Below are 21,585 nucleotides of genomic sequence, written 5' to 3'. Positions count from 1 at the left end.
TTGTTATTGTTTTAAGTTCTGCAAAATCTAATACTCAATACCTGATACTTAATACTTTTTTAATACTTATCCTCAATCTCCCCATCGAAAACTTTGGTTGCCGGTCCGGTCATTAATATATGCCCGGAGATTTCATCCCATTCAATGGTGACTGTCCCTCCATCCATGATTACATCGCTTTTTCTTCCTGTAAGTCCGTTGATGAAGGCGGCTACTGCTGTGGCACAAGCACCTGTTCCGCAAGCTTGAGTGATTCCCGATCCTCTTTCCCACACTCTCATCCGTATGGTGTCTTTGCTGACAATCTGTGCAAACTCCACATTAGTTCTATCGGGAAAAAGAGGATGATTCTCCAGTTCAGGACCGATTTTCGGTAAATTAATCCGGGTGATATCCTCAACAAATGTGACGAGATGCGGATTACCCATTGATACTTTGGTTGACCGGAAAGGATACTTTCCTCCCCACTGAATCTCTTCTGTTTCCAATGGGCTACCCATATCTACGGTGACTGCACTGACTGTTTTTCCCTCTACATGCAGTTTCAGAATTTTTATTCCTGATCGTGTATCCAGCGTAATTTCTGTTTTGTCAGTCAAGCCGTATTCATATACATATTTGCCTACACAACGGCTTCCGTTGCCACACATCATAGCTTCCGAACCGTCCGCATTGAAAATACGCATGCTGAAATCCGCTTTATCAGAGACACCAATCAATATAAGTCCATCACTTCCGATTCCTGTATGAAACTTGCTCCATTCGATTGCCTTCTTTGCAGGGTCGGCTATCGGATATTGGGTTGTGTCTACATATATGTAGTCATTTCCAGCTCCATGCATTTTTGTGAACTTAATCTTTGTTGTCATTTTGATTGATATTTATTGGTTGTTGTAGCCTTTTGTTTTATTACAATGCAAAGGTATGACTTTTTGCTTTATATTTTGCTAAAAAGTATATCTAATATCTATTTATTTTCTCCAAACTTATAATCACTTTATATACGGCTGTATTTAGTTATAATTTGAAATTATACCTATTTATATATTAATAAACTGTTATTTGGATGAATTGTTTTGCATATTCTTCCATAATATATGAAGAATATTTAGCCTTGATAATCGGTGAAATCAGCTATAAAAACAAGAAATATATCCTTTTCCTTTTGACGATATGAAAGTGAAAATCCCTATTTATCTATCATATTGCTCGCCGGATATTCTGAAGAACCTTTTTCTGTATTCATTGTTTTAGCACTATCATTAATATAAAAACGTAGAGATATGAATATAGAGAAACAATTAGAAACAGCAGTTAAAACCAACCATTTGGTGTTGGTAGTATTTTATGCCGACTGGTCACCTCATTATGAGTGGATAGGTCCTGTGCTTCGGACTTACGAAAAGAGAACTGTAGAATTGATAAGAGTGAATGCTGAAGAAAATAGAACAATAGCCGATGCGCATAATGTAGAAACAGTGCCCGCCTTTCTTTTATTGCATAAGGGACATGAATTATGGAGACAGGTAGGAGAGCTTACGGTAGGAGAGTTGAAAGAGGTATTAGATGATTTCCAGTAAATCGTTTGTAATCTTTTATTGGCATATATGAAAATGACCTTTTCTTTTTCAGATGAAAAAAATGAGTGTTCTTAATATGCTGGTATTTAGTTTGTTATGAAAGCTCATTTTTCCTTTAAAAGAAACGGGTGGTTCCTTTAAAAGGAACCACCCGTTCGACACCGAGAAACATCCTGTTTCTTTTAAAGGAACGAGCTGTTTCTTTAAAGACGGATATTAAATAGTTTACTTTGTAATGATTTTATCTTATTGATGTTTTTTCAGTTCTTCTTGTAAGATGACTGGTTCGTTGGTGGTAATGAAATCTACTTTCTGTTCGATCAGCGATTTCATATCTTCCACTTCGTCCACAGTCCACACATTTACTTTCAAGCCGAGTTCATGAGCTTCTTTGATCCATTCGGGGTGTTTCTTAATCACTCCCATGTGATAATCAAGACCGGCAGCACCGAGTTCTTTTAATTCTTTGGGAGACAGTTCTCCGTTAAGGTAAAATACCGGAGTACCGGCAGGAGCCAGGCGGATAAACTCTTTCATGGCATGCAGGGAGAACGTGATATATTCCATGCGGTTTTCCAGTCCCATTTTCTTCACCATGGCAAGGATTCCCTGTACGGCTTTGGTTTCACGTTTCTTATTGCTATGTGCTTTCAGTTCGAGAATCAGTCGGGTATTACAGTTTTTCCCGGCTTCCAGATATTGTTCCAGGCTGGGTAAGTTTTCTCCGTTGGATAATTTAAGTCCGGTCAGTGCGTCACCTTTGGAATACTCCATCGGTCTCATCTTGTATACAGGATCATGGTTGACCACCAACTTGTTATCCTTAGCGATCCATACGTCAAATTCTGAACCGTAACAACCGATGGAATCTGCTTTTAGAAGTGATGAAATACTGTTTTGTGATGATCCCGGAGTTTTCCAGAATCCACGGTGGGCTATCACTTTTGTCTGTGCCTGCATACAGCAAGCAACCATTAGAAGGGCAGATGCCATCATCATTTTTTTTAAATTCATTTGTTTGGTCTTTTAAAAGTTTGATAGATTTAATTGGGTTTGGCCTCAAAATTATAAAAAAGAAAACGCAAATCAGACAATAATATGCTAATCTGCGTTAATCCTTGGGATTTTAAAATAGAAATGCTACAAAAGAATAACAGAATCTGCTCTTTCCGTTATTTTTATCAGTTAAGTATAGGCCTCTTCGTGTATTCCTCTCACCGCACGTCCGCTAGGCTCATTCAGATTCCTGAAAGCAATATCCCACGTCAGTGCTTCTGCTGTGGAACAGGCCACACTGGGAACACTCGGTACGCTGCGTGCTGCACTTTCACTGGGGAAATGCTCTTCAAAGATACTACGATAATAGTATTCTTCCTTGTTTTGCGGAGTATGGATGGGGAAGCGTTCGGCAGCATGTTCCATTTGCTCATCGCTTACGGCAGTCGCTGTGATTTCTCTCAAAGTATCGATCCATGAATATCCCACACCGTCACTGAACTGTTCTTTTTGTCTCCACGCCACACTTTCCGGTAACATATCGGCAAAGGCTTCGCGAACAATCCGTTTCTCAATTACCTTTCCGGGGCACATTTTAGCTTTCGGATTCAGGTTCATGGCTACGTCGAGGAATTCTTTATCAAGGAAAGGAACACGTCCCTCTACGCCCCATGCTGATAGACTTTTGTTGGCACGGAGACAATCGTACATGTGTAACTTTGAAAGTTTACGTACCGTTTCTTCGTGGAATGCCTGTGGAGTGGGGGCTTTGTGGAAGTATAGATACCCTCCGAAAACTTCATCGGCACCTTCACCGCTCAACACCATTTTAATCCCCATCGATTTGATGACACGTGCCAGTAGGTACATGGGAGTGGAAGCGCGTACCGTGGTTACATCGTATGTCTCGATGAAATAAATGACATCACGCAGGGCATCCAGACCTTCCTGAACAGTATAGTTTATTTCGTGATGGACAGTACCGATATATTCAGCCACTTCACGTGCTTTAATCAAATCGGGAGCACCTTTTAATCCGATAGCGAAGGAGTGGAGTTGAGGCCACCACGCATCACTCGCTCCATCTGTTTCTATACGCTTTGCCGCATATTTTTTGGCAATAGCGGAGATAACAGAACTGTCTAGCCCACCCGAAAGAAGCACTCCATAAGGTACGTCACTCATTAACTGACGATGTACGGCATCTTCTAATGCTGTTTTTACATCACCGGTTTGTGCGTCATTGTCTTTGACGGCTTCATAAGCTGTCCAGTCGCGTGAATACCAACGTTTCATTTTTCCTTCTTTGCTATGGAAATAATGTCCGGGAAGGAATACTTCATATTCGTCGCAAAATCCTTCAAGTGCTTTCAGTTCGCTGCCGAAGTAGATTCTTCCTTCTTTATCTTTCCCTATATATAAAGGAATAACCCCTATCGGATCACGGGCAATCAGAAATTCATCCTTTTCTTCATCATAAAGAACAAAAGCAAAGATACCGCTAATATCTTCCAGAAAGTGGATGCCTTTCTCTTTGTAAAGAGCAAGAATGACCTCACAGTCACTTCCTGTCTGAAAGTTATATTTTCCGGTGTATTGAGCACGAATGTCCCGGTGGTTGTAGATCTCACCGTTTACAGCAAGCACCTGTTTACGGTCAGGAGAGTATAACGGTTGTCCGCCGCTCTGCGGGTCGACGATTGACAGGCGTTCGTGTGCCAGGATGGCACTTCCACCTACATAGATTCCACTCCAGTCCGGTCCGCGATGACGGATTTTCTGGGCCATCTTCAGTGCTTTATCTCTTAGTTCTTTCGTTTGAACCTTTATGTTGAGTATACCTGCTATTCCACACATAACTTTAAGTTTTTGGGGGTGATGTAATATGTTGATTGTTTACACTTTCGTCAAGTAAGTGTCTATTTCTGCAGCCGCTTTTCGTCCTCCTGCCATGGCACGTACGACGAGGCTGGCTCCTGTATCCGCATCTCCGGCAAGGAATACATTTTCGGCAAACTTCGGCTGTTCCGGTTTCAGGAATCCCATCGCCAGTAATACCATGTCCGCTTCGATGACTTCCTTCTTTCCTGTCGGTTTCATCGTGGAACGTCCGCCATCTGTTGCCGGAATCCATTCCACTTCTTCCACTTCTACGCCTGTCACTTTTCCATTCTTTCCGAGAAACTGATTGGAAGCCAGACACCAACGGCGTGTACAACCTTCTTCATGGCTGGAAGTCGTTTTGAAGACTACCGGCCATTGAGGCCATGGGGTAGCCGGATTGTATCCGACAGGAGGTTTCGGCATGATCTCTATTTGAGTGACACTGACGGCTCCTTGTCGCACGCTGGTTCCGATACAGTCGGAACCGGTATCACCGCCACCTATCACGAGAACCTTTTTGCCTTTGGCATTTACCAACTTGTCTTTCGGGAAAGTCTGTCCTGCCAGAATCCTGTTCTGTTGTGCCAGCATTTCGAGTGCGAAATGAATCCCTTTCAGTTCACGTCCCGGAATACTCAAGTCACGTGCTGCCGGTGTTCCGGTACAGATGCAGTAAGCATCGAATCCTTCCGGTAAATGATTGACATCTATTTCTACTCCCATCTCAAACCGGATTCCTTCTGCGGCCAATATCTTCATCCGTCGGTCGATTACATTCTTGTCCAGTTTGAAATTAGGGATGCCAAATCGCAGTAATCCTCCGGGAGCTTCATCCTTATCGAATAGAGTAACGCTATATCCTTTTAGATTTAACTGATTGGCAACTACCAGTCCGGCAGGACCTGCACCAATCACCGCTACTTTCTTTCCGTTTCTTTCCGGAGTCTTTACCTGTATATATCCTTCACGAAAAGCCGCTTCCACGATTGCCGCCTCATTCTCACGAATGGTTACCGGCTGATCGCACGAAAGTTTCAACACACACGATTTCTCGCAAAGAGCAGGACAAATACGTCCTGTAAATTCAGGAAAATCGCAAGTAGACGACAATACTTCGTATGCCTCCTTCCATTTTCCCCTGTATAATGCATCCTGCCATTCCGGTTGTTTATTTCCTATCGGGCATGCCCAATGACAGAAAGGTACACCACAATCCATACAGCGTGACGCCTGCAATTTACGGCTGTTTGTATTCAAAGTCTGTTCTACCTGACTATAGTCAGCGATTCGCTCGTTTACAGGGCGGTATCCCGCCTCTTGTCGAGGTATATTTAGAAATGCTTTAGGATCTCCCATCTTGTTATTTACTATTTGACGATTTACTATTTACTATTTCTAGACTATCTTATCATTTGCTATTTGACTATTTACAGACTATACTATACATTCAAATAGTAAATTGTAAATAGTCAAATTGTAAATCTAATAGTCTCTTTGCATATCTGCAATTTTTTGTTGTAACTTTCTCATTTGTTCTTCCTGCAGTACTTTTTTGTATTCGATGGGCACTACTTGGATGAATTGATCTACGTAATGATTCCAGTTGTCGAGCAGGATGCGTGCCAGTTTCGAGCCTGTGTAGAGGTAATGCTGGCGGATTAGTTCGTGCAACTCTTTCCGGTAGCTGGCTTCTTCGATGAGTGACAGTTCCACCATTTCCATGTTACAGAAATAATCGAAGTTGCCGTCTTTGTTCCATACATAAGCTACACCGCCACTCATACCGGCTGCAAAGTTACGTCCGGTTTGTCCGAGGACTACCACACGACCTCCGGTCATGTATTCGCAACAATGGTCACCCACGCCTTCTACGACGGCAACTGCGCCGGAGTTACGAACAGCGAAACGTTCTCCTACACGGCCGTTGATATATACTTCACCGCTTGTTGCGCCATAAAGCAAGGTATTACCGGCGATTGTATTTTTTTCGGCTTCGAAATTGCTGCGGATAGGAGGCAATACGGAGATACGCCCGCCGCTCAATCCTTTACCCAGGTAATCATTCGCTTCACCTTCCAGTTTAAAGTTAACTCCCGGTACGAGAAAAGCTCCGAAAGATTGACCTGCCGAACCTTTGAATTTTACATTCAGCGTATGTTCCGGCAATCCTTTGGCACCATATTTCTTGGCGATTACTCCGGAAAGCATAGCACCTATTGCACGGTCTGTATTGGCAATCGTATATTCTAAAGAAATCTCTTTCTCATGTTCGATAGCTTCTTGTGCGGCATCGATGATGGTTACATCTTTTACAGCAGAAATTCCATGATCTTGGTCGATGACATGACGGATAGCCGCACTGTTGTCAACACGTGCCAGCAATTTGGTGAAGTCGATTAAAGCATGTTTCGGATTTGGGTCATTGGCATCGGACTTGCGCTCGATTAAGTCTGTACGCCCGATAATATCATCCATCCGGGTGAATCCCATCTCGGCCAAATGCTCGCGGACTTCCTGTGCCAGGAATGTGAAAAAGTTTACTAAATATTCACTGCGTCCATGAAAGCGTTTACGTAACTCTTCATTCTGTGTGGCAACTCCCACCGGACAAGTATTCTGATGGCATTTGCGCATCATTACACACCCTAATACAATCAATGCCGAGGTGGCGAAGCCATATTCTTCGGCACCCATTAGTGCCATTAAGATGATGTCACGTCCGGTTTTCAGTTGTCCGTCGGCTTGCAGAACTACTTGGCCACGAAGTCCGTTCAGAACCAGTGTTTGCTGTGTCTCGCTCAATCCCAATTCCGGTGAGATACCCGCATAGCGGATAGAAGAAGCCGGAGAAGCACCTGTTCCCCCTTCAGCACCAGAGATGACAATTAGGTCCGCCTTTGCTTTTGCCACACCCGCAGCAATCGTACCGACGCCGCTTTCTGCTACCAGTTTCACACTGATTTTGGCCTGTGGATTTACATTTTTCAAATCGAAGATTAATTGTGCCAAATCCTCAATCGAATAAATATCATGATGAGGCGGAGGAGAAATCAGCGAAATTCCCGGAATGGAATGACGTGTTTTCGCAATCACATCGTTCACTTTAAATCCCGGTAGTTGTCCGCCTTCACCCGGTTTGGCTCCCTGTGCTATCTTGATTTGAATTTCGTCCGCATTAACCAGATATTCTGCCGTTACACCGAAACGACCGGAAGCTACCTGCTTGATTGCACTTCGTAAAGAACTGCCATCGGGCAGCGGTTGGAAACGGGCAGCGTCTTCGCCACCTTCACCGGTATTACTGCGTCCGTGAATTTTATTCATGGCAATAGCCATTGCCTCATGAGCCTCTTTGCTGATAGAACCAAAAGACATAGCCCCCGTGACGAAACGATGCAGAATGTTTTCCACCGGTTCTACCTGATCGATTGAAATCGGATTACGACGGAATCCCAGAAAGTCACGAAGGAAAATAGGCTTCTCTTTTTCGTCTACCAGATGGGTGTACTCTTTAAATTTTTTATAACTCCCCAGTCGTGTAGCCAATTGCAGAGTGCTGATTGTTTCCGGATTCCATGCGTGCTTTTCTCCATCTTTACGGAAAGCATACAAACCGTTATTTTTTAATAACTCTTCATTTTTAATACTTTCAAATCCTTCTTTATGGAAAGCAATGGCATCTCTGGCTATTTCTTCCAGACGGATACCTCCGATCGGTGAACCGAGTCCTCCAAAATAAGCCTTGCTCAATTCTTCACTCAAACCGACAGCTTCGAAAATTTTAGCACCACGATAGGAGCGGATCGTAGAGATACCCATCTTACTCATGATTTTAAACAAGCCTTTACAGATGGATTTGATATAGTTCTTTTCAGCAGTGGTATAATCCAACTGAATATCTTTGTCTTTTACCAGTCGGTCGAGGACAGCGAATGCCATGTAAGGATTCAGGGCACTTGCTCCGAAACCCAACAATAACGCGGCGTGCATCACTTCACGTATTTCACCACTTTCTACGATCAATGCCGTTTGCACCCGTTTACCAACTGAAATCAGGTGGTGATGAACAGCGCTTACTGCCAGCAATGATGGAATGGCAGCATGGGTAATATCCACCTCACGGTCGGTCAGGACAATGTAGTTTACACCTTCCGTCACGGATTCTTCCGCCATTTTACAAAGATGGGTCAGTGCTTCCTGCAGTCCGGCTTTCCCTTTTGCAACCTCAAACAACATGGGTAGTTTGACTGTTTTGAAGCCTTTATACCGGATATTACAAAGAATATCCAGTTGGGTATTGCTTAAAATCGGATGATTCAGGCGTACCATTTTGCAATGACTTTCACTGGGCGTCAGAATATTCATACCGACTGCTCCAATGTATTCCGTCAATGACATCACCAGTTCTTCACGAAGTGGATCAATGGGCGGATTGGTTACCTGCGCAAATTGCTGACGGAAATAGTTGTAAAGCAACTGTGGTTTATCTGAAAGTACGGCGAGTGGCGTATCGTTACCCATTGAATGGATCGGTTCTGCTCCGGTGCTTGCCATCGGCATAATCAGCCTTTCGATGTCCTCTTTGGAGTAGCCGAAAGTACGAAGCATCCGGTCGTAGTTTGCTACGTGATGAGGAACTTTGCGCCCGCTTTTCAGTTCATCCAGTTCGATTCGGTTGGTAGATAGCCAGGTGCGGTAAGGCTTGGCTTCAGCCAACTGTTTTTTCAGTTCGCCGTCATAGTAGATCTCGCCTTTTTCCGTATCTACCAGCAGGATTTTGCCGGGCTGTAAGCGACCCTTTTCTTTGATGTCTCCCGGTTCGAAATCCATCACACCGACTTCCGAAGCCACTACCATCATATCGTTTTTAGTAATCAGATAACGGGCAGGGCGCAGGCCATTGCGGTCGAGCATACCTCCGGCAAATCGTCCGTCGCTGAATAGTAGTGCGGCCGGTCCGTCCCACGGTTCCATCAGGATGGAGTGGTATTCGTAGAATGATTTCAGATCTTCACTGATCGGGTTCTTCTCGTTGAAAGATTCCGGCACGAGCATAGCCATGGCATGTGGCAGGCTCAATCCTGACATCACCAGGAACTCCAGTACATTGTCCAGAGAAGCACTGTCGCTCATGCCCGGTTGTATAATCGGGCGGATTTCTTTTATATCGCCTAAAGTGGGAGTGGAGAGTACACTTTCACGGGCTTCCATCCATCCTCGGTTACCACGGATAGTATTGATTTCACCGTTGTGTGCCAGCAGACGGAACGGCTGTGCCAATCCCCATGTAGGGAATGTATTGGTACTGAAACGAGAGTGCACCAATGCCAGTCCGCTGGTAAAATAGCTATTTGTCAGGTCCGGATAATAGTTGCGCAGCTGTAATGATGAAAGCATACCTTTATATATAATGCTTTTGGTAGAGAGTGACACAACATAAAAATCGTCTTTTGCCGGAATAGATGACAATCTGACTTTATTTTCGATTCTTTTCCGGATCAGATATAACTTCCGGTCGGCAGTTTCCGTTTCCGTAAATCCGGTGATGAACACTTGTTTGATGTCCGGTTCGTTTGCCAGAGCCGATTCTCCCAGGATTTCGGGGCAGGTGGGCACATTGCGCAAATGCATCAATGTGAGTCCTTCTTTTTCAATTTCTTCAATAATAATACTTAGAATAGCTGCCTGGTCTTTTTCGTTTTTCGGTAAAAACAATAATCCTGTGCCGTACCGTCCTTTTTCGGGGACAGGAATGCCTTGTAATAAAATAAACTCATGCGGAATTTGAAGCATGATACCTGCACCGTCACCGGTCTTGTTATCCGCACCCTCGGCACCGCGATGGCGCATGTTCTCTAATACCTTTAAAGCCGACTCAACAATGTCGTGTGACTTTTCTCCATGAATGTTAACCAGCATACCGACACCGCAGGCATCGTGTTCGTATGCCGCATCGTACAAGCCCACCTGTTGGGGCTGTCGTTGGTAAGGGAATCCTTCTGTTACGTTGTTAAAAAGTTCTTGTTTCTTCATTCTTACTAGCTTTATTGTATGATAATACCTGTTTGATGTATCAAATTGTTTGGCAAAGTTAATATTTTAATTTCAAAATGATAGTGAAATTTAGCTTTTGTGTGACGCGAAATGAGAATAGGAATCTTTATTCTTTTAATTTGTTATTAAAAACAGGAAATTTGCTTTTAATTTGTTAGCTTATTTATCCTTATTTGAAGCTGATTGTAATTTGTTTCTTTTTGAGCTAAAAATAATATATTATTTAACTTTTTGATGTGTTTGCAACTTTTTTATGCGTTTCTGTCAAATAAATATGCTTTTTGTTGTCTTTATGTTATTTGTAATGTGTATATTTGCAGGCGAAATAAAAATATCATAATATGTGTGGAATAGTAGGCTATATTGGTAAACGAAAAGCCTACCCTATCCTTATCAAAGGGCTGAAGCGACTGGAGTATCGTGGATATGACAGCGCGGGGGTAGCAATCATTAGTGATGACCAACAGTTAAATGTGTATAAGACGAAAGGAAAAGTCTCTGATCTTGAAAATTTCGTCACACAGAAAGATATTTCCGGTACAATCGGAATTGCCCATACCCGTTGGGCTACTCACGGGGAACCTTGTTCTGTTAACGCCCACCCTCATTACTCTTCTTCCGAAAAGCTCGCTCTCATTCATAACGGTATTATTGAAAACTACGCCGTTCTTAAAGAAAAACTTCAAGCCAAAGGCTATATTTTTAAAAGTAGTACAGATACCGAAGTCCTCGTTCAATTAATAGAATACATGAAAGTCACTAATCAGGTCAGTCTGTTGACGGCTGTTCAGTTGGCGTTAGGGGAGGTAATTGGTGCTTATGCGATTGCGATTCTTGATAAGGAGCATCCCGATGAGATTATTGCTGCCCGTAAGAGCAGTCCATTGGTAGTGGGGATTGGAGAGAATGAGTTCTTTCTTGCTTCAGATGCTACTCCGATTGTAGAATATACTGATAAAGTGGTTTATCTGGAAGACGGGGAAATAGCTGTTTTGAATCTGGGGAAGGAGTTGAAGGTAGTCAACTTGAACAATGTCGAAATGATACCTGAAATAAAGAAGGTGGAACTCAACCTCGGTCAGTTGGAAAAAGGGGGATATTCGCACTTTATGTTGAAAGAGATTTTCGAACAGCCCGATTGTATTCGTGATTGCATGCGCGGACGTATCAATGTGGAAGCTGATAATGTGGTGCTTTCTGCTGTGATAGATCATCGGGAAAAGCTGCTGAATGCCAAACGGTTTATTATTGTTGCTTGCGGAACTTCCTGGCATGCCGGACTGATTGGTAAGCATCTGATTGAGAGTTTCTGTCGCATACCGGTGGAAGTGGAGTATGCTTCCGAATTCCGCTACCGTGATCCGGTGATTGACGGGCAGGATGTGGTGATAGCAATTTCCCAGAGTGGTGAGACGGCAGATACATTGGCTGCTGTGGAATTGGCGAAAAGCCGCGGGGCATTTATATATGGTATTTGCAATGCGATTGGCTCTTCTATTCCCCGTGCCACTCATACCGGTTCATATATTCATGTGGGTCCAGAAATCGGGGTGGCTTCTACCAAAGCATTTACCGGACAGGTCACTGTATTGGCGATGCTGGCATTGACACTTGCCAAAGCGAAAGGAACCATTGACGAACAGCATTATCTTTCAATCGTACAGGAGTTAAATCATATTCCGGAAAAAATGAAAGAGGTGTTGGAATTGAATGATACTTTGGCGGAGTTATCGAAAACTTTCACTTATGCGCATAATTTTATTTACCTGGGACGCGGATATAGTTATCCCGTTGCTCTGGAAGGTGCATTGAAATTGAAAGAAATATCGTATATTCACGCCGAAGGTTATCCGGCTGCGGAGATGAAGCATGGACCGATTGCCCTGATCGATGCGGAAATGCCGGTAGTGGTGATTGCTACGCAGAATGGGTTGTATGAGAAAGTATTAAGTAATATTCAGGAGATTAAGGCACGGAAAGGAAAAGTGATTGCATTTGTGACGAAAGGAGATACCGTTATCAGCAAAATCGCTGACTGTAGTATCGAACTTCCTGAAACAATCGAATGTCTCGATCCGTTAATTACTACGGTACCTCTGCAACTTCTTGCTTACCACATTGCGGTATGCAAAGGGATGGATGTGGATCAGCCGAGAAATCTGGCGAAGTCGGTAACAGTAGAGTAACTTTAAGTAGTAACTAGTATATAGAGAGATGGAACAATTGAAACATGAATGTGGCGTTGCCATGATACGCTTGCTCAAACCGTTAGAGTATTACGAGAAAAAGTACGGGACATGGATGTATGGTCTTAATAAACTCTACCTGTTGATGGAGAAGCAGCATAATCGTGGACAGGAAGGTGCGGGACTGGCATGTGTGAAACTGGAAGCAAATCCGGGTGAAGAATATATGTTTCGTGAACGCGCTTTAGGTTCCGGAGCCATTACGGAAATCTTTGAAAATATTCAAAATAATTTTAAGGATCTCACTCCCGAACAGTTGCACGATGCAGAGTATGCCAAACGAACTTTACCTTTTGCCGGTGAAATATATATGGGACATCTTCGTTATTCTACTACGGGAAAATCCGGAATCTCTTATGTGCATCCATTTTTAAGAAGAAATAACTGGCGCGCCAAGAATCTGGCCCTCTGCGGAAATTTCAATATGACAAATGTGGACGAGATATTTGCCCGTATCACTGCCATTGGTCAGCATCCGCGTAAATATGCCGATACATATATCATGTTGGAGCAGGTGGGACACCGTCTTGACCGTGAAGTGGAGCGTGTATTCAATCTTGCCGAAGCCGAGGGGCTTACGGGCATGGGAATCACTCATTATATAGAAGAATATATTGATTTGGCAAACGTGTTGCGCACTTCCAGCCGCGAATGGGATGGGGGATACGTGATTTGCGGATTGACCGGGAGCGGCGAGTCCTTCGCCATCCGCGACCCGTGGGGAATCCGGCCTGCATTCTGGTATCAGGATGATGAGATAGCTGTTCTTGCTTCCGAACGTCCGGTGATCCAGACTGCTTTGAATGTTCCGTTTGAGGAAATCAAAGAATTGCAACCGGGGCAAGCATTGTTAATCAGCAAAGAAGGTAAAATCCGTACTTCGCAAATTAACAAGCCGCGCGAAAATCATGCCTGTTCTTTCGAACGTATCTATTTCTCCCGTGGGAGTGATGTCGATATTTATAAGGAAAGGAAACGGTTGGGTGAAAAGTTGGTTCCGAGAATATTGAAAGCTATCAATAATGACATCGATCATACGGTTTTTTCTTTTATTCCCAATACTGCGGAGGTGGCTTTCTACGGAATGTTGCAGGGACTGGACGATTACTTGAATGAGGAGAAAGTGCAGCAAATTGCTGCATTAGGGCATCATCCGGATATGGAGGAACTGGAAGTCATTCTTTCCCGCCGTATCCGTAGCGAAAAGGTGGCGATCAAGGATATCAAACTCCGTACGTTTATTGCCGAAGGAAACAGTCGTAATGATCTGGCAGCCCATGTGTATGACATTACATACGGAAGTCTGGTACCCGGTGTTGATAATCTGGTGATTATTGACGACAGCATTGTGCGTGGTACTACGTTGAAACAAAGTATTATCGGTATTCTCGACCGTCTCGGTCCGAAGAAGATTGTGATAGTATCTTCCTCTCCGCAAGTCCGTTATCCTGACTATTACGGTATCGATATGGCAAAGATGAGCGAGTTTGTCGCTTTCAGGGCTGCTGTCGAACTTTTAAAGGAGCGGGATATGAAAGATGTGATTGCGGCTGCCTACCGTAAATCGAAAGATCAGGTGGGACTGCCGAAAGAGCAGATGATAAACTATGTGAAGGATATCTATGCTCCGTTCACCGATGAGGAAATCTCTGGCAAGATGGTGGAACTGCTGACTCCCAAGGGAACAAAGGCGAAAGTGGAAATTGTCTATCAACCGTTGGAGGGATTGCACGAGGCTTGTCCGCGTCATAAAGGCGACTGGTATTTTAGCGGTAACTACCCTACACCGGGAGGTGTGAAAATGGTGAACCGGGCGTTCATCGACTATATAGAACAAATGTATCAATTCTAACAACCATACAACGATTCAATAATAAGAATGAGAAATGTGACATTAATCCTTGACGACGGGAGCCGGTTTTCCGGTAAGTCGTTTGGCTACGAGAAGCCGGTGGCAGGCGAAGTAGTTTTTAATACTGCCATGACCGGATACCCGGAGAGCCTTACTGACCCTTCCTATGCCGGACAGTTGATGACGCTTACCTATCCTCTGGTAGGCAACTACGGTGTTCCTCCTTTTACCATCGAACCGAATGGACTTGCCACTTTCATGGAAAGTGAGAAAATCCATGCGGAAGCGATTATCGTAAGTGACTATTCTTATGAATACAGCCACTGGAATGCGGTGGAAAGTCTCGGTGACTGGTTGAAACGCGAGCAGATTCCCGGTATCACAGGCATTGATACGCGCGAGCTGACTAAGGTTCTTCGTGAACATGGAGTAATGATGGGAAAAATCGTTTTCGATGATGAACCGGATAATGTGCCTGAAGCAGTATACGCAGGCGTCAATTATGTAGATCGTGTATCTTGCAAAGAGATTATTTGCTATCTTCCTGCCGGAACTTCACAAACTTTCTCCGTAAATAGTTCCTATGCGCAGCTTAATTCTCAATTCTCAACTTTCAATTCTCAATTTAAGAAGGTTATCCTGGTAGATTGCGGTGTAAAGACAAATATTATTCGTTGTCTGCTGAAACGTAATGTAGAAGTGATCCGTGTACCTTGGGATTATGATTATAGCGGACTCGAATTTGACGGGTTGTTTATCTCCAACGGACCGGGTGACCCGGATACTTGTGATGCTGCGGTACAGAATATACGGAAGGCGATGGTAAATGAGAAACTGCCTATCTTCGGCATCTGTATGGGTAACCAGTTGCTTTCAAAAGCGGGCGGAGCCAAGATTTATAAATTGAAATACGGACATCGTAGCCACAATCAGCCGGTGCGTATGGTAGGTACGGAACGTTGTTTCATTACTTCACAAAATCATGGTTATGCCGTAGACAATAATACGTTGAGTGCAGAGTGGGAACCGTTGTTTATCAATATGAACGATGGGTCCAACGAGGGAATCAAACATAAAAAGAATCCCTGGTTCTCTGCGCAATTCCACCCGGAAGCTGCGAGTGGACCTACGGATACGGAATTCCTGTTCGACGAATTTGTAAAACTATTGTAACAATGAAAGAAAATATAAAGAAAGTATTGCTATTAGGTTCAGGTGCCCTGAAAATCGGTGAGGCTGGTGAATTTGACTATTCCGGTTCACAGGCACTTAAAGCCTTGAAAGAAGAGGGTATTGAAACCATTCTTATCAATCCGAATATTGCTACGGTGCAGACTTCCGAAGGAGTGGCAGATCAGATTTACTTTCTTCCGGTGACTCCGTACTTCGTAGAGAAAGTGATCCAGAAAGAAAAACCGGAAGGTATTATGCTGGCGTTCGGTGGTCAGACGGCTCTGAACTGTGGAGTAGCATTGTATAAAGAAGGTATTCTTGAAAAATATAATGTAAAAGTGCTGGGTACTCCGGTACAGGCCATTATGGATACCGAGGACCGTGAACTTTTTGTTCAGAAATTGAATGAGATCAATGTAAAAACCATCAAGAGTGAAGCCGTAGAAAATGCGGAAGATGCACGTCGCGCAGCAAAAGAACTGGGCTATCCGGTGATTGTTCGTGCTGCTTATGCGTTAGGAGGCTTGGGGTCCGGTTTCTGTGATAATGAACAACAACTGGATGTGCTGGTAGAAAAAGCATTCTCTTTCTCCCCACAGGTATTGGTGGAGAAATCACTACGCGGCTGGAAAGAAGTGGAATATGAAGTGGTACGTGACCGCTTCGATAACTGTATCACCGTTTGTAATATGGAAAACTTCGATCCGCTGGGTATTCATACCGGTGAGTCTATCGTTATTGCTCCTTCACAGACGCTTACCAATAAAGAGTATCATAAACTTCGGGAATTGGCAATACGTATCATCCGCCATATCGGTATCGTGGGTGAATGTAACGTACAATATGCCTTCGATCCCGAATCCGAAGATTACCGGGTGATCGAAGTAAATGCCCGCCTTTCCCGTTCATCGGCTTTAGCATCTAAGGCAACCGGTTATCCGCTGGCTTTCGTTGCTGCCAAATTGGGATTGGGTTATGGACTCTTCGACCTGAAGAATTCTGTAACCAAGACTACTTCCGCTTTCTTTGAACCGGCACTGGATTATGTCGTATGTAAGATTCCTCGTTGGGATTTAGGTAAATTCCACGGTGTAGATAAAGAGTTGGGTTCTTCTATGAAATCTGTGGGTGAAGTGATGGCTATCGGACGCACTTTTGAAGAAGCTATCCAGAAAGGTCTTCGTATGATCGGACAGGGAATGCATGGTTTTGTGGAGAACAAAGAATTGGTTATTTCCGACATTGATAAAGCCTTGCGCGAACCGACCGATAAACGTATTTTCGTGATCTCGAAAGCGTTTCGCGCCGGCTACACCATCGATCAGGTGCACGAATTGACTAAGATTGATAAATGGTTCTTGCAGAAGTTAATGAATATTATGAAGACTTCCGAAGAACTGCATAGTTGGGGAAACAATCACAAACAGATTGCCGATTTGCCGAACGAATTGCTTCGTAAAGCTAAGGTTCAAGGTTTCTCCGATTTCCAGATTGCCCGTGCCATCGGTTACGAAGGGGATATGGAAGATGGGATTCTTTATATCCGCAAACACCGTAAAGAGGCAGGCATTCTTCCGGTAGTGAAACAGATTGATACACTGGCAGCCGAGTATCCGGCACAAACCAATTATCTGTATCTTACTTATAGCGGTGTAGCAAATGATGTGCATTATCTGGGCGACCATAAATCTATTGTCGTATTAGGTTCCGGTGCTTATCGTATCGGTTCTTCCGTAGAATTCGACTGGTGTGGCGTACAGGCTTTGAATACCATTCGCAAAGAGGGATGGCGCAGTGTCATGATTAACTATAATCCTGAAACCGTATCTACGGATTACGATATGTGCGACCGTTTGTACTTTGATGAATTGACTTTTGAACGTGTGATGGATATTCTGGAACTGGAAAATCCGCATGGGGTAATTGTATCTACCGGTGGTCAGATTCCAAATAACCTTGCTTTGCGTCTGGATGCACAGAAGATTAATATTCTAGGTACGAGTGCCAAGAGTATTGATAATGCCGAAGATCGTGAGAAATTCTCTGCCATGCTTGACCGTATCGGTGTGGATCAGCCCCGTTGGCGTGAATTAACTTCTATGGATGACATTCAGGAGTTCGTTGAAGAGGTAGGTTTCCCCGTACTTGTTCGTCCGTCTTATGTGCTTTCGGGAGCTGCGATGAATGTTTGTTCCAACCAGGAAGAATTGGAACGTTTCTTGAAACTGGCAGCTAATGTATCGAAGAAACATCCGGTGGTAGTAAGCCAGTTTATCGAACACGCCAAGGAAGTGGAAATGGATGCGGTGGCGCAGAATGGAGAAATTGTAGCATACGCTATAAGTGAGCATATCGAATTTGCGGGAGTACATTCCGGCGATGCAACAATCCAGTTCCCGCCGCAAAAGCTGTATGTAGAAACTGTTCGCCGTATTAAGCGTATCAGCCGTGAGATTGCCAAGGCTTTGAATATCTCCGGTCCGTTTAATATTCAGTATCTGGCGAAAGACAACGATATCAAGGTGATTGAATGTAATCTGCGTGCCAGTCGTTCTTTCCCGTTTGTCAGCAAAGTGTTGAAGATCAACTTTATCGAGCTGGCAACGAAAGTGATGCTCGGTCTGCCTGTGGAGAAACCGGAAAAGAATCTCTTCGAACTGGATTATGTCGGAATCAAGGCCTCCCAATTTTCCTTCAACCGCTTGCAGAAGGCCGATCCGGTGTTGGGAGTAGATATGGCTTCTACCGGTGAAGTAGGTTGTATCGGTATGGATACTTCATGTGCTGTATTGAAGGCTATGCTTTCTGTAGGCTATCGTATTCCGCAGAAGAATATCCTGCTTTCTACAGGTACCATGAAGCAAAAAGCGGATATGATGGATGCGGCCCGTATGTTGGTGAATAAGGGATACAAACTCTTTGCAACGGGTGGTACACACAAAACGCTTGCAGAGAATGGAATTGAAAGTACTCATGTCTATTGGCCGAGTGAGGAGGGGCATCCGCAAGCATTGGAGATGCTTCATCGCAAGGAAATCGATATGGTAGTCAATATCCCGAAGAATCTGACAGCCGGAGAATTAAGTAATGGGTATAAAATCCGTCGTGCTGCCATTGACTTGAATATACCGTTGATTACGAATGCCCGTCTGGCTAGTGCATTTATCAATGCCTTCTGTACGATGAGTGTGGATGATATAGCTATCAAGAGCTGGGCAGAGTATAAATAAGCAGAATGTCATCTTTTTGAAAAGAGGCTGACATCACATTGAAATGAAAATGGTAAGGCCGTTCCTGTTATTCGGGAGCGGCCTTTGTTGTTGTAGGACTGTAACCGAACTTGTCGGAGCTGATATGGTGAAAGGGATTGATGGTATCTCTTATTTGCCTTTGTTGACAGGAAACGGTGAAGTATCTCGTAGCCATGAATATATATACTATGAGTTTTATGAACAGGGAGGAAAGCAGTCGATTCTGAAAGATGGGTGGAAACTGGTTCGATTAAATATGTCGAAACCGGAAAAGTTGAAAGAAGAGTTATATTATCTTCCGGATGACATAGGGGAGCAACATGATTTATTGAAAGAGAATCCTCAAAAAGTGGAAGAATTGCGAATATTAGCAATGAAGGCACGAACCGAAAGCCTGCATTTCAGTTGGAAACCGGAGAAGTAATGTGAATCAGAAAAGCAGAGGAAGGCAGACAAAAGTGGAAGAGGGGGCTGCCAGGATGCTAGATTCTACCGAATTATGACAAAAGTGTTCTGTTTTTCTTGTAGATTTGGACATTTTGAAGTACCTTGCACACCTATTTCAAAGAATATTTTTTTAACAGGAGAATAACAGGTATGGATAATCATGTTGTAATAATGGCTGGTGGCATAGGGAGCCGCTTTTGGCCGATGAGCACTCCGGAATGTCCTAAACAATTTATTGATGTAATGGGATGTGGCCGGTCGCTGATTCAGTTGACGGCAGACCGTTTCGACGGTGTTTGCCCTAGGGAAAATATGTGGGTCGTAACTTCTGAAAAATACATTGATATTGTTCGGGAGCAGTTGCCGGAAATTCCGGAAAGTAATATTTTGGCGGAGCCTTGTGCGCGCAATACTGCGCCCTGCATTGCTTTTGCTTGCTGGAAGATCAAGAAAAAACATCCGAATGCTAACATTGTAGTAACTCCTTCGGATGCATTAGTCATTGATACGGGAGAATTCCGTAGAGTGATGGAGAAAGCCCTTCGTTTCACAGATGATGGCAGCGCCATTGTAACGATAGGTATCCGGCCAACTCGTCCGGAAACCGGATACGGATATATTGCTGCTGCCGATCAGCTCCAGACAGATAAAGAAATTTACACCGTAGATGCATTTAAGGAAAAACCGGATAAAGAGACTGCCGAAAAGTATCTGGCAGAAGGCAATTTCTTCTGGAATGCGGGAATCTTTGTATGGAATGTGCGTACTATTACTTCCGTGATGCGTGTATATGCTCCGGGCATCGCACAAATTTTCGATCGCATTTTCCCCGATTTCTATACAGAGAAAGAAAATGAAACAATCAAGAAGTTATTCCCTACTTGCGAAAGCATTTCTATCGACTATGCAGTGATGGAGAAAGCACAGGAGATTTATGTACTTCCCGCTTCTTTTGGCTGGTCAGATCTGGGTACATGGGGAGCACTTCGCGGTTTGCTTCCACAGGATAAGTCTGGAAATGCAACCGTAGGAACCGATATCCGTTTGTACGAAAGCAAAAATTGTATTGTGCATGCCAGCGAAGAAAAACGAGTAGTCATTCAAGGCTTGGATGGATATATCATTGCAGAGAAAGATAACACATTATTGATCTGCAAATTGGAAGAAGAGCAAAGAATTAAGGAATTCTCGAAATAAATTTTATTTCGAGAATTGATATTCATGTGGTGTCATTCCTGTCATTCGCTTAAAGAACTTCGAGAAAAAAGAAGGATTAGGGAAGTTCAACTCATCAGAAATTTGATAAACAAGCAGATTGCTATGTTTTAGCAATACTTTAGCTTCTAATATAATGGACTGGTTTATCCAGTCCATTACTGTTTGTTGACTGGTTTGGCGGATGATAGTATTAAGATAACGAGGAGTGAGACATAGCTTATCCGCATAAAAACTAACATTACGTTCTCTCTTACTATAAGCATTGACTAAAGAAATGAAACGCTGGAAAATCTCTTCCTGATGTGTCTGACAACTCTGTTCTTTTTGATTGTTGTTTTTGACAAGATACTCTATATTGCACAAAAGACTGATTAGTAGATATTGAATAGCTTCCCGTCGGAACGTTGGTTCTTGTAATATATTCCATATTAAAGCAAAGTAGCTCTTAAACAAGCCGTATTCATGTGAGGTCAGAGATAATATGAGGTTTTTCTGTAACTGTGAAAGATGAGTGAAGAAATTGTCTTTTCCGGCTATAGAAAGAAATTCTGCGTCCATGCCTACCATCTGCATATCAAAATCCGGAGAGACTTCTATAATCTGAAGAATGGAATTCGGAACAATTAATAGTAGCTTGTCCGGCTGAAAAGTTTCTTCTATCAGGTTGATTAATACGCGTGCATATCCCTGTTTGATAACTGCGATACGTCCCTCTTTGATACGATAAGGTTGATCTATTGTGATAAGATTGGATTCTATTTTGGCGAAGCTGTTTACGAATCCGAAATGCGGAGATATGAAACGAAATTCGTTAAATCGGACGATATCCGGATTTTCTAAGATTTCGAGACCTATATTTAATGGTATTTTCTTTTCCATCTTTA

At 43.4% G+C, this 21,585-nt stretch carries 13 protein-coding genes; 7 read left to right on the top strand and 6 right to left on the bottom strand.

Annotated features, from left to right (window positions below; translation table 11 throughout):
- Positions 1 to 59: 59 nt before the first annotated feature.
- Positions 60 to 869, bottom strand: a complete 810-nt coding sequence (gene dapF / locus NQ505_RS21365; protein ID WP_008998600.1) for a diaminopimelate epimerase — start codon at positions 867 to 869, stop codon at positions 60 to 62.
- Positions 870 to 1,283: 414 nt separating this feature from the next.
- On the opposite strand from dapF, the gene NQ505_RS21360 reads away from it, so the two are divergent.
- On the top strand, positions 1,284 to 1,580 hold the full coding sequence (locus tag NQ505_RS21360) for a thioredoxin family protein (protein ID WP_004300083.1): 297 nt from the start codon (positions 1,284 to 1,286) through the stop codon (positions 1,578 to 1,580).
- A 246-nt stretch (positions 1,581 to 1,826) separates the two neighbouring features.
- Here NQ505_RS21360 and NQ505_RS21355 read toward each other — a convergent pair whose 3' ends face one another.
- From NQ505_RS21355 to gltB, 4 genes are all read right to left on the bottom strand, one after another.
- Entirely contained in the window at positions 1,827 to 2,594 is a 768-nt protein-coding gene (locus tag NQ505_RS21355; RefSeq protein ID WP_004300081.1) for a glycerophosphodiester phosphodiesterase family protein, read from the bottom strand.
- Between the two features lie 171 nt (positions 2,595 to 2,765).
- Entirely contained in the window at positions 2,766 to 4,433 is a 1,668-nt protein-coding gene (gene asnB, locus NQ505_RS21350) for an asparagine synthase B (RefSeq protein WP_008998598.1), read from the bottom strand.
- Between the two features lie 39 nt (positions 4,434 to 4,472).
- Positions 4,473 to 5,816, bottom strand: a complete 1,344-nt coding sequence (locus tag NQ505_RS21345; protein ID WP_008998597.1) for a glutamate synthase subunit beta — start codon at positions 5,814 to 5,816, stop codon at positions 4,473 to 4,475.
- Between the two features lie 126 nt (positions 5,817 to 5,942).
- Complete coding sequence (gene gltB, locus NQ505_RS21340) at positions 5,943 to 10,493, bottom strand: glutamate synthase large subunit (protein ID WP_004325712.1); 4,551 nt, start codon at positions 10,491 to 10,493, stop codon at positions 5,943 to 5,945.
- Between the two features lie 362 nt (positions 10,494 to 10,855).
- On the opposite strand from gltB, the gene glmS reads away from it, so the two are divergent.
- From glmS to NQ505_RS21310, 6 genes are all read left to right on the top strand, one after another.
- Positions 10,856 to 12,700, top strand: coding sequence for a glutamine--fructose-6-phosphate transaminase (isomerizing) (gene glmS / locus NQ505_RS21335; RefSeq protein ID WP_004325713.1), 1,845 nt, complete (start codon positions 10,856 to 10,858; stop codon positions 12,698 to 12,700).
- Positions 12,701 to 12,728: 28 nt separating this feature from the next.
- A complete protein-coding gene (locus tag NQ505_RS21330) occupies positions 12,729 to 14,612 on the top strand; it encodes an amidophosphoribosyltransferase (protein ID WP_008998596.1) in 1,884 nt (627 codons plus the stop codon).
- Between the two features lie 27 nt (positions 14,613 to 14,639).
- Positions 14,640 to 15,785 carry a glutamine-hydrolyzing carbamoyl-phosphate synthase small subunit gene (carA, locus tag NQ505_RS21325; RefSeq protein WP_004303689.1) on the top strand — a complete coding sequence of 382 codons (1,146 nt, stop codon included), beginning with the start codon at positions 14,640 to 14,642 and terminating at the stop codon, positions 15,783 to 15,785.
- Between the two features lie 2 nt (positions 15,786 to 15,787).
- Positions 15,788 to 19,015, top strand: a complete 3,228-nt coding sequence (gene carB / locus NQ505_RS21320) for a carbamoyl-phosphate synthase (glutamine-hydrolyzing) large subunit (RefSeq protein WP_004325715.1) — start codon at positions 15,788 to 15,790, stop codon at positions 19,013 to 19,015.
- Positions 19,016 to 19,058: 43 nt separating this feature from the next.
- Positions 19,059 to 19,460 carry a hypothetical protein gene (locus NQ505_RS21315; protein ID WP_229036750.1) on the top strand — a complete coding sequence of 134 codons (402 nt, stop codon included), beginning with the start codon at positions 19,059 to 19,061 and terminating at the stop codon, positions 19,458 to 19,460.
- Positions 19,461 to 19,633: 173 nt separating this feature from the next.
- Positions 19,634 to 20,680, top strand: coding sequence for a mannose-1-phosphate guanylyltransferase (locus NQ505_RS21310; protein WP_004325717.1), 1,047 nt, complete (start codon positions 19,634 to 19,636; stop codon positions 20,678 to 20,680).
- Between the two features lie 3 nt (positions 20,681 to 20,683).
- On the opposite strand, the gene NQ505_RS21305 is transcribed toward NQ505_RS21310, so the two are convergent.
- Positions 20,684 to 21,580, bottom strand: coding sequence for a helix-turn-helix domain-containing protein (locus NQ505_RS21305; RefSeq protein ID WP_004325718.1), 897 nt, complete (start codon positions 21,578 to 21,580; stop codon positions 20,684 to 20,686).
- Positions 21,581 to 21,585: the final 5 nt, after the last annotated feature.

This window comes from Bacteroides sp. D2 (assembly GCF_025147085.1).
Lineage (GTDB): Bacteria > Bacteroidota > Bacteroidia > Bacteroidales > Bacteroidaceae > Bacteroides.
This window is presented reverse-complemented; position numbering and strand designations above follow the sequence as displayed.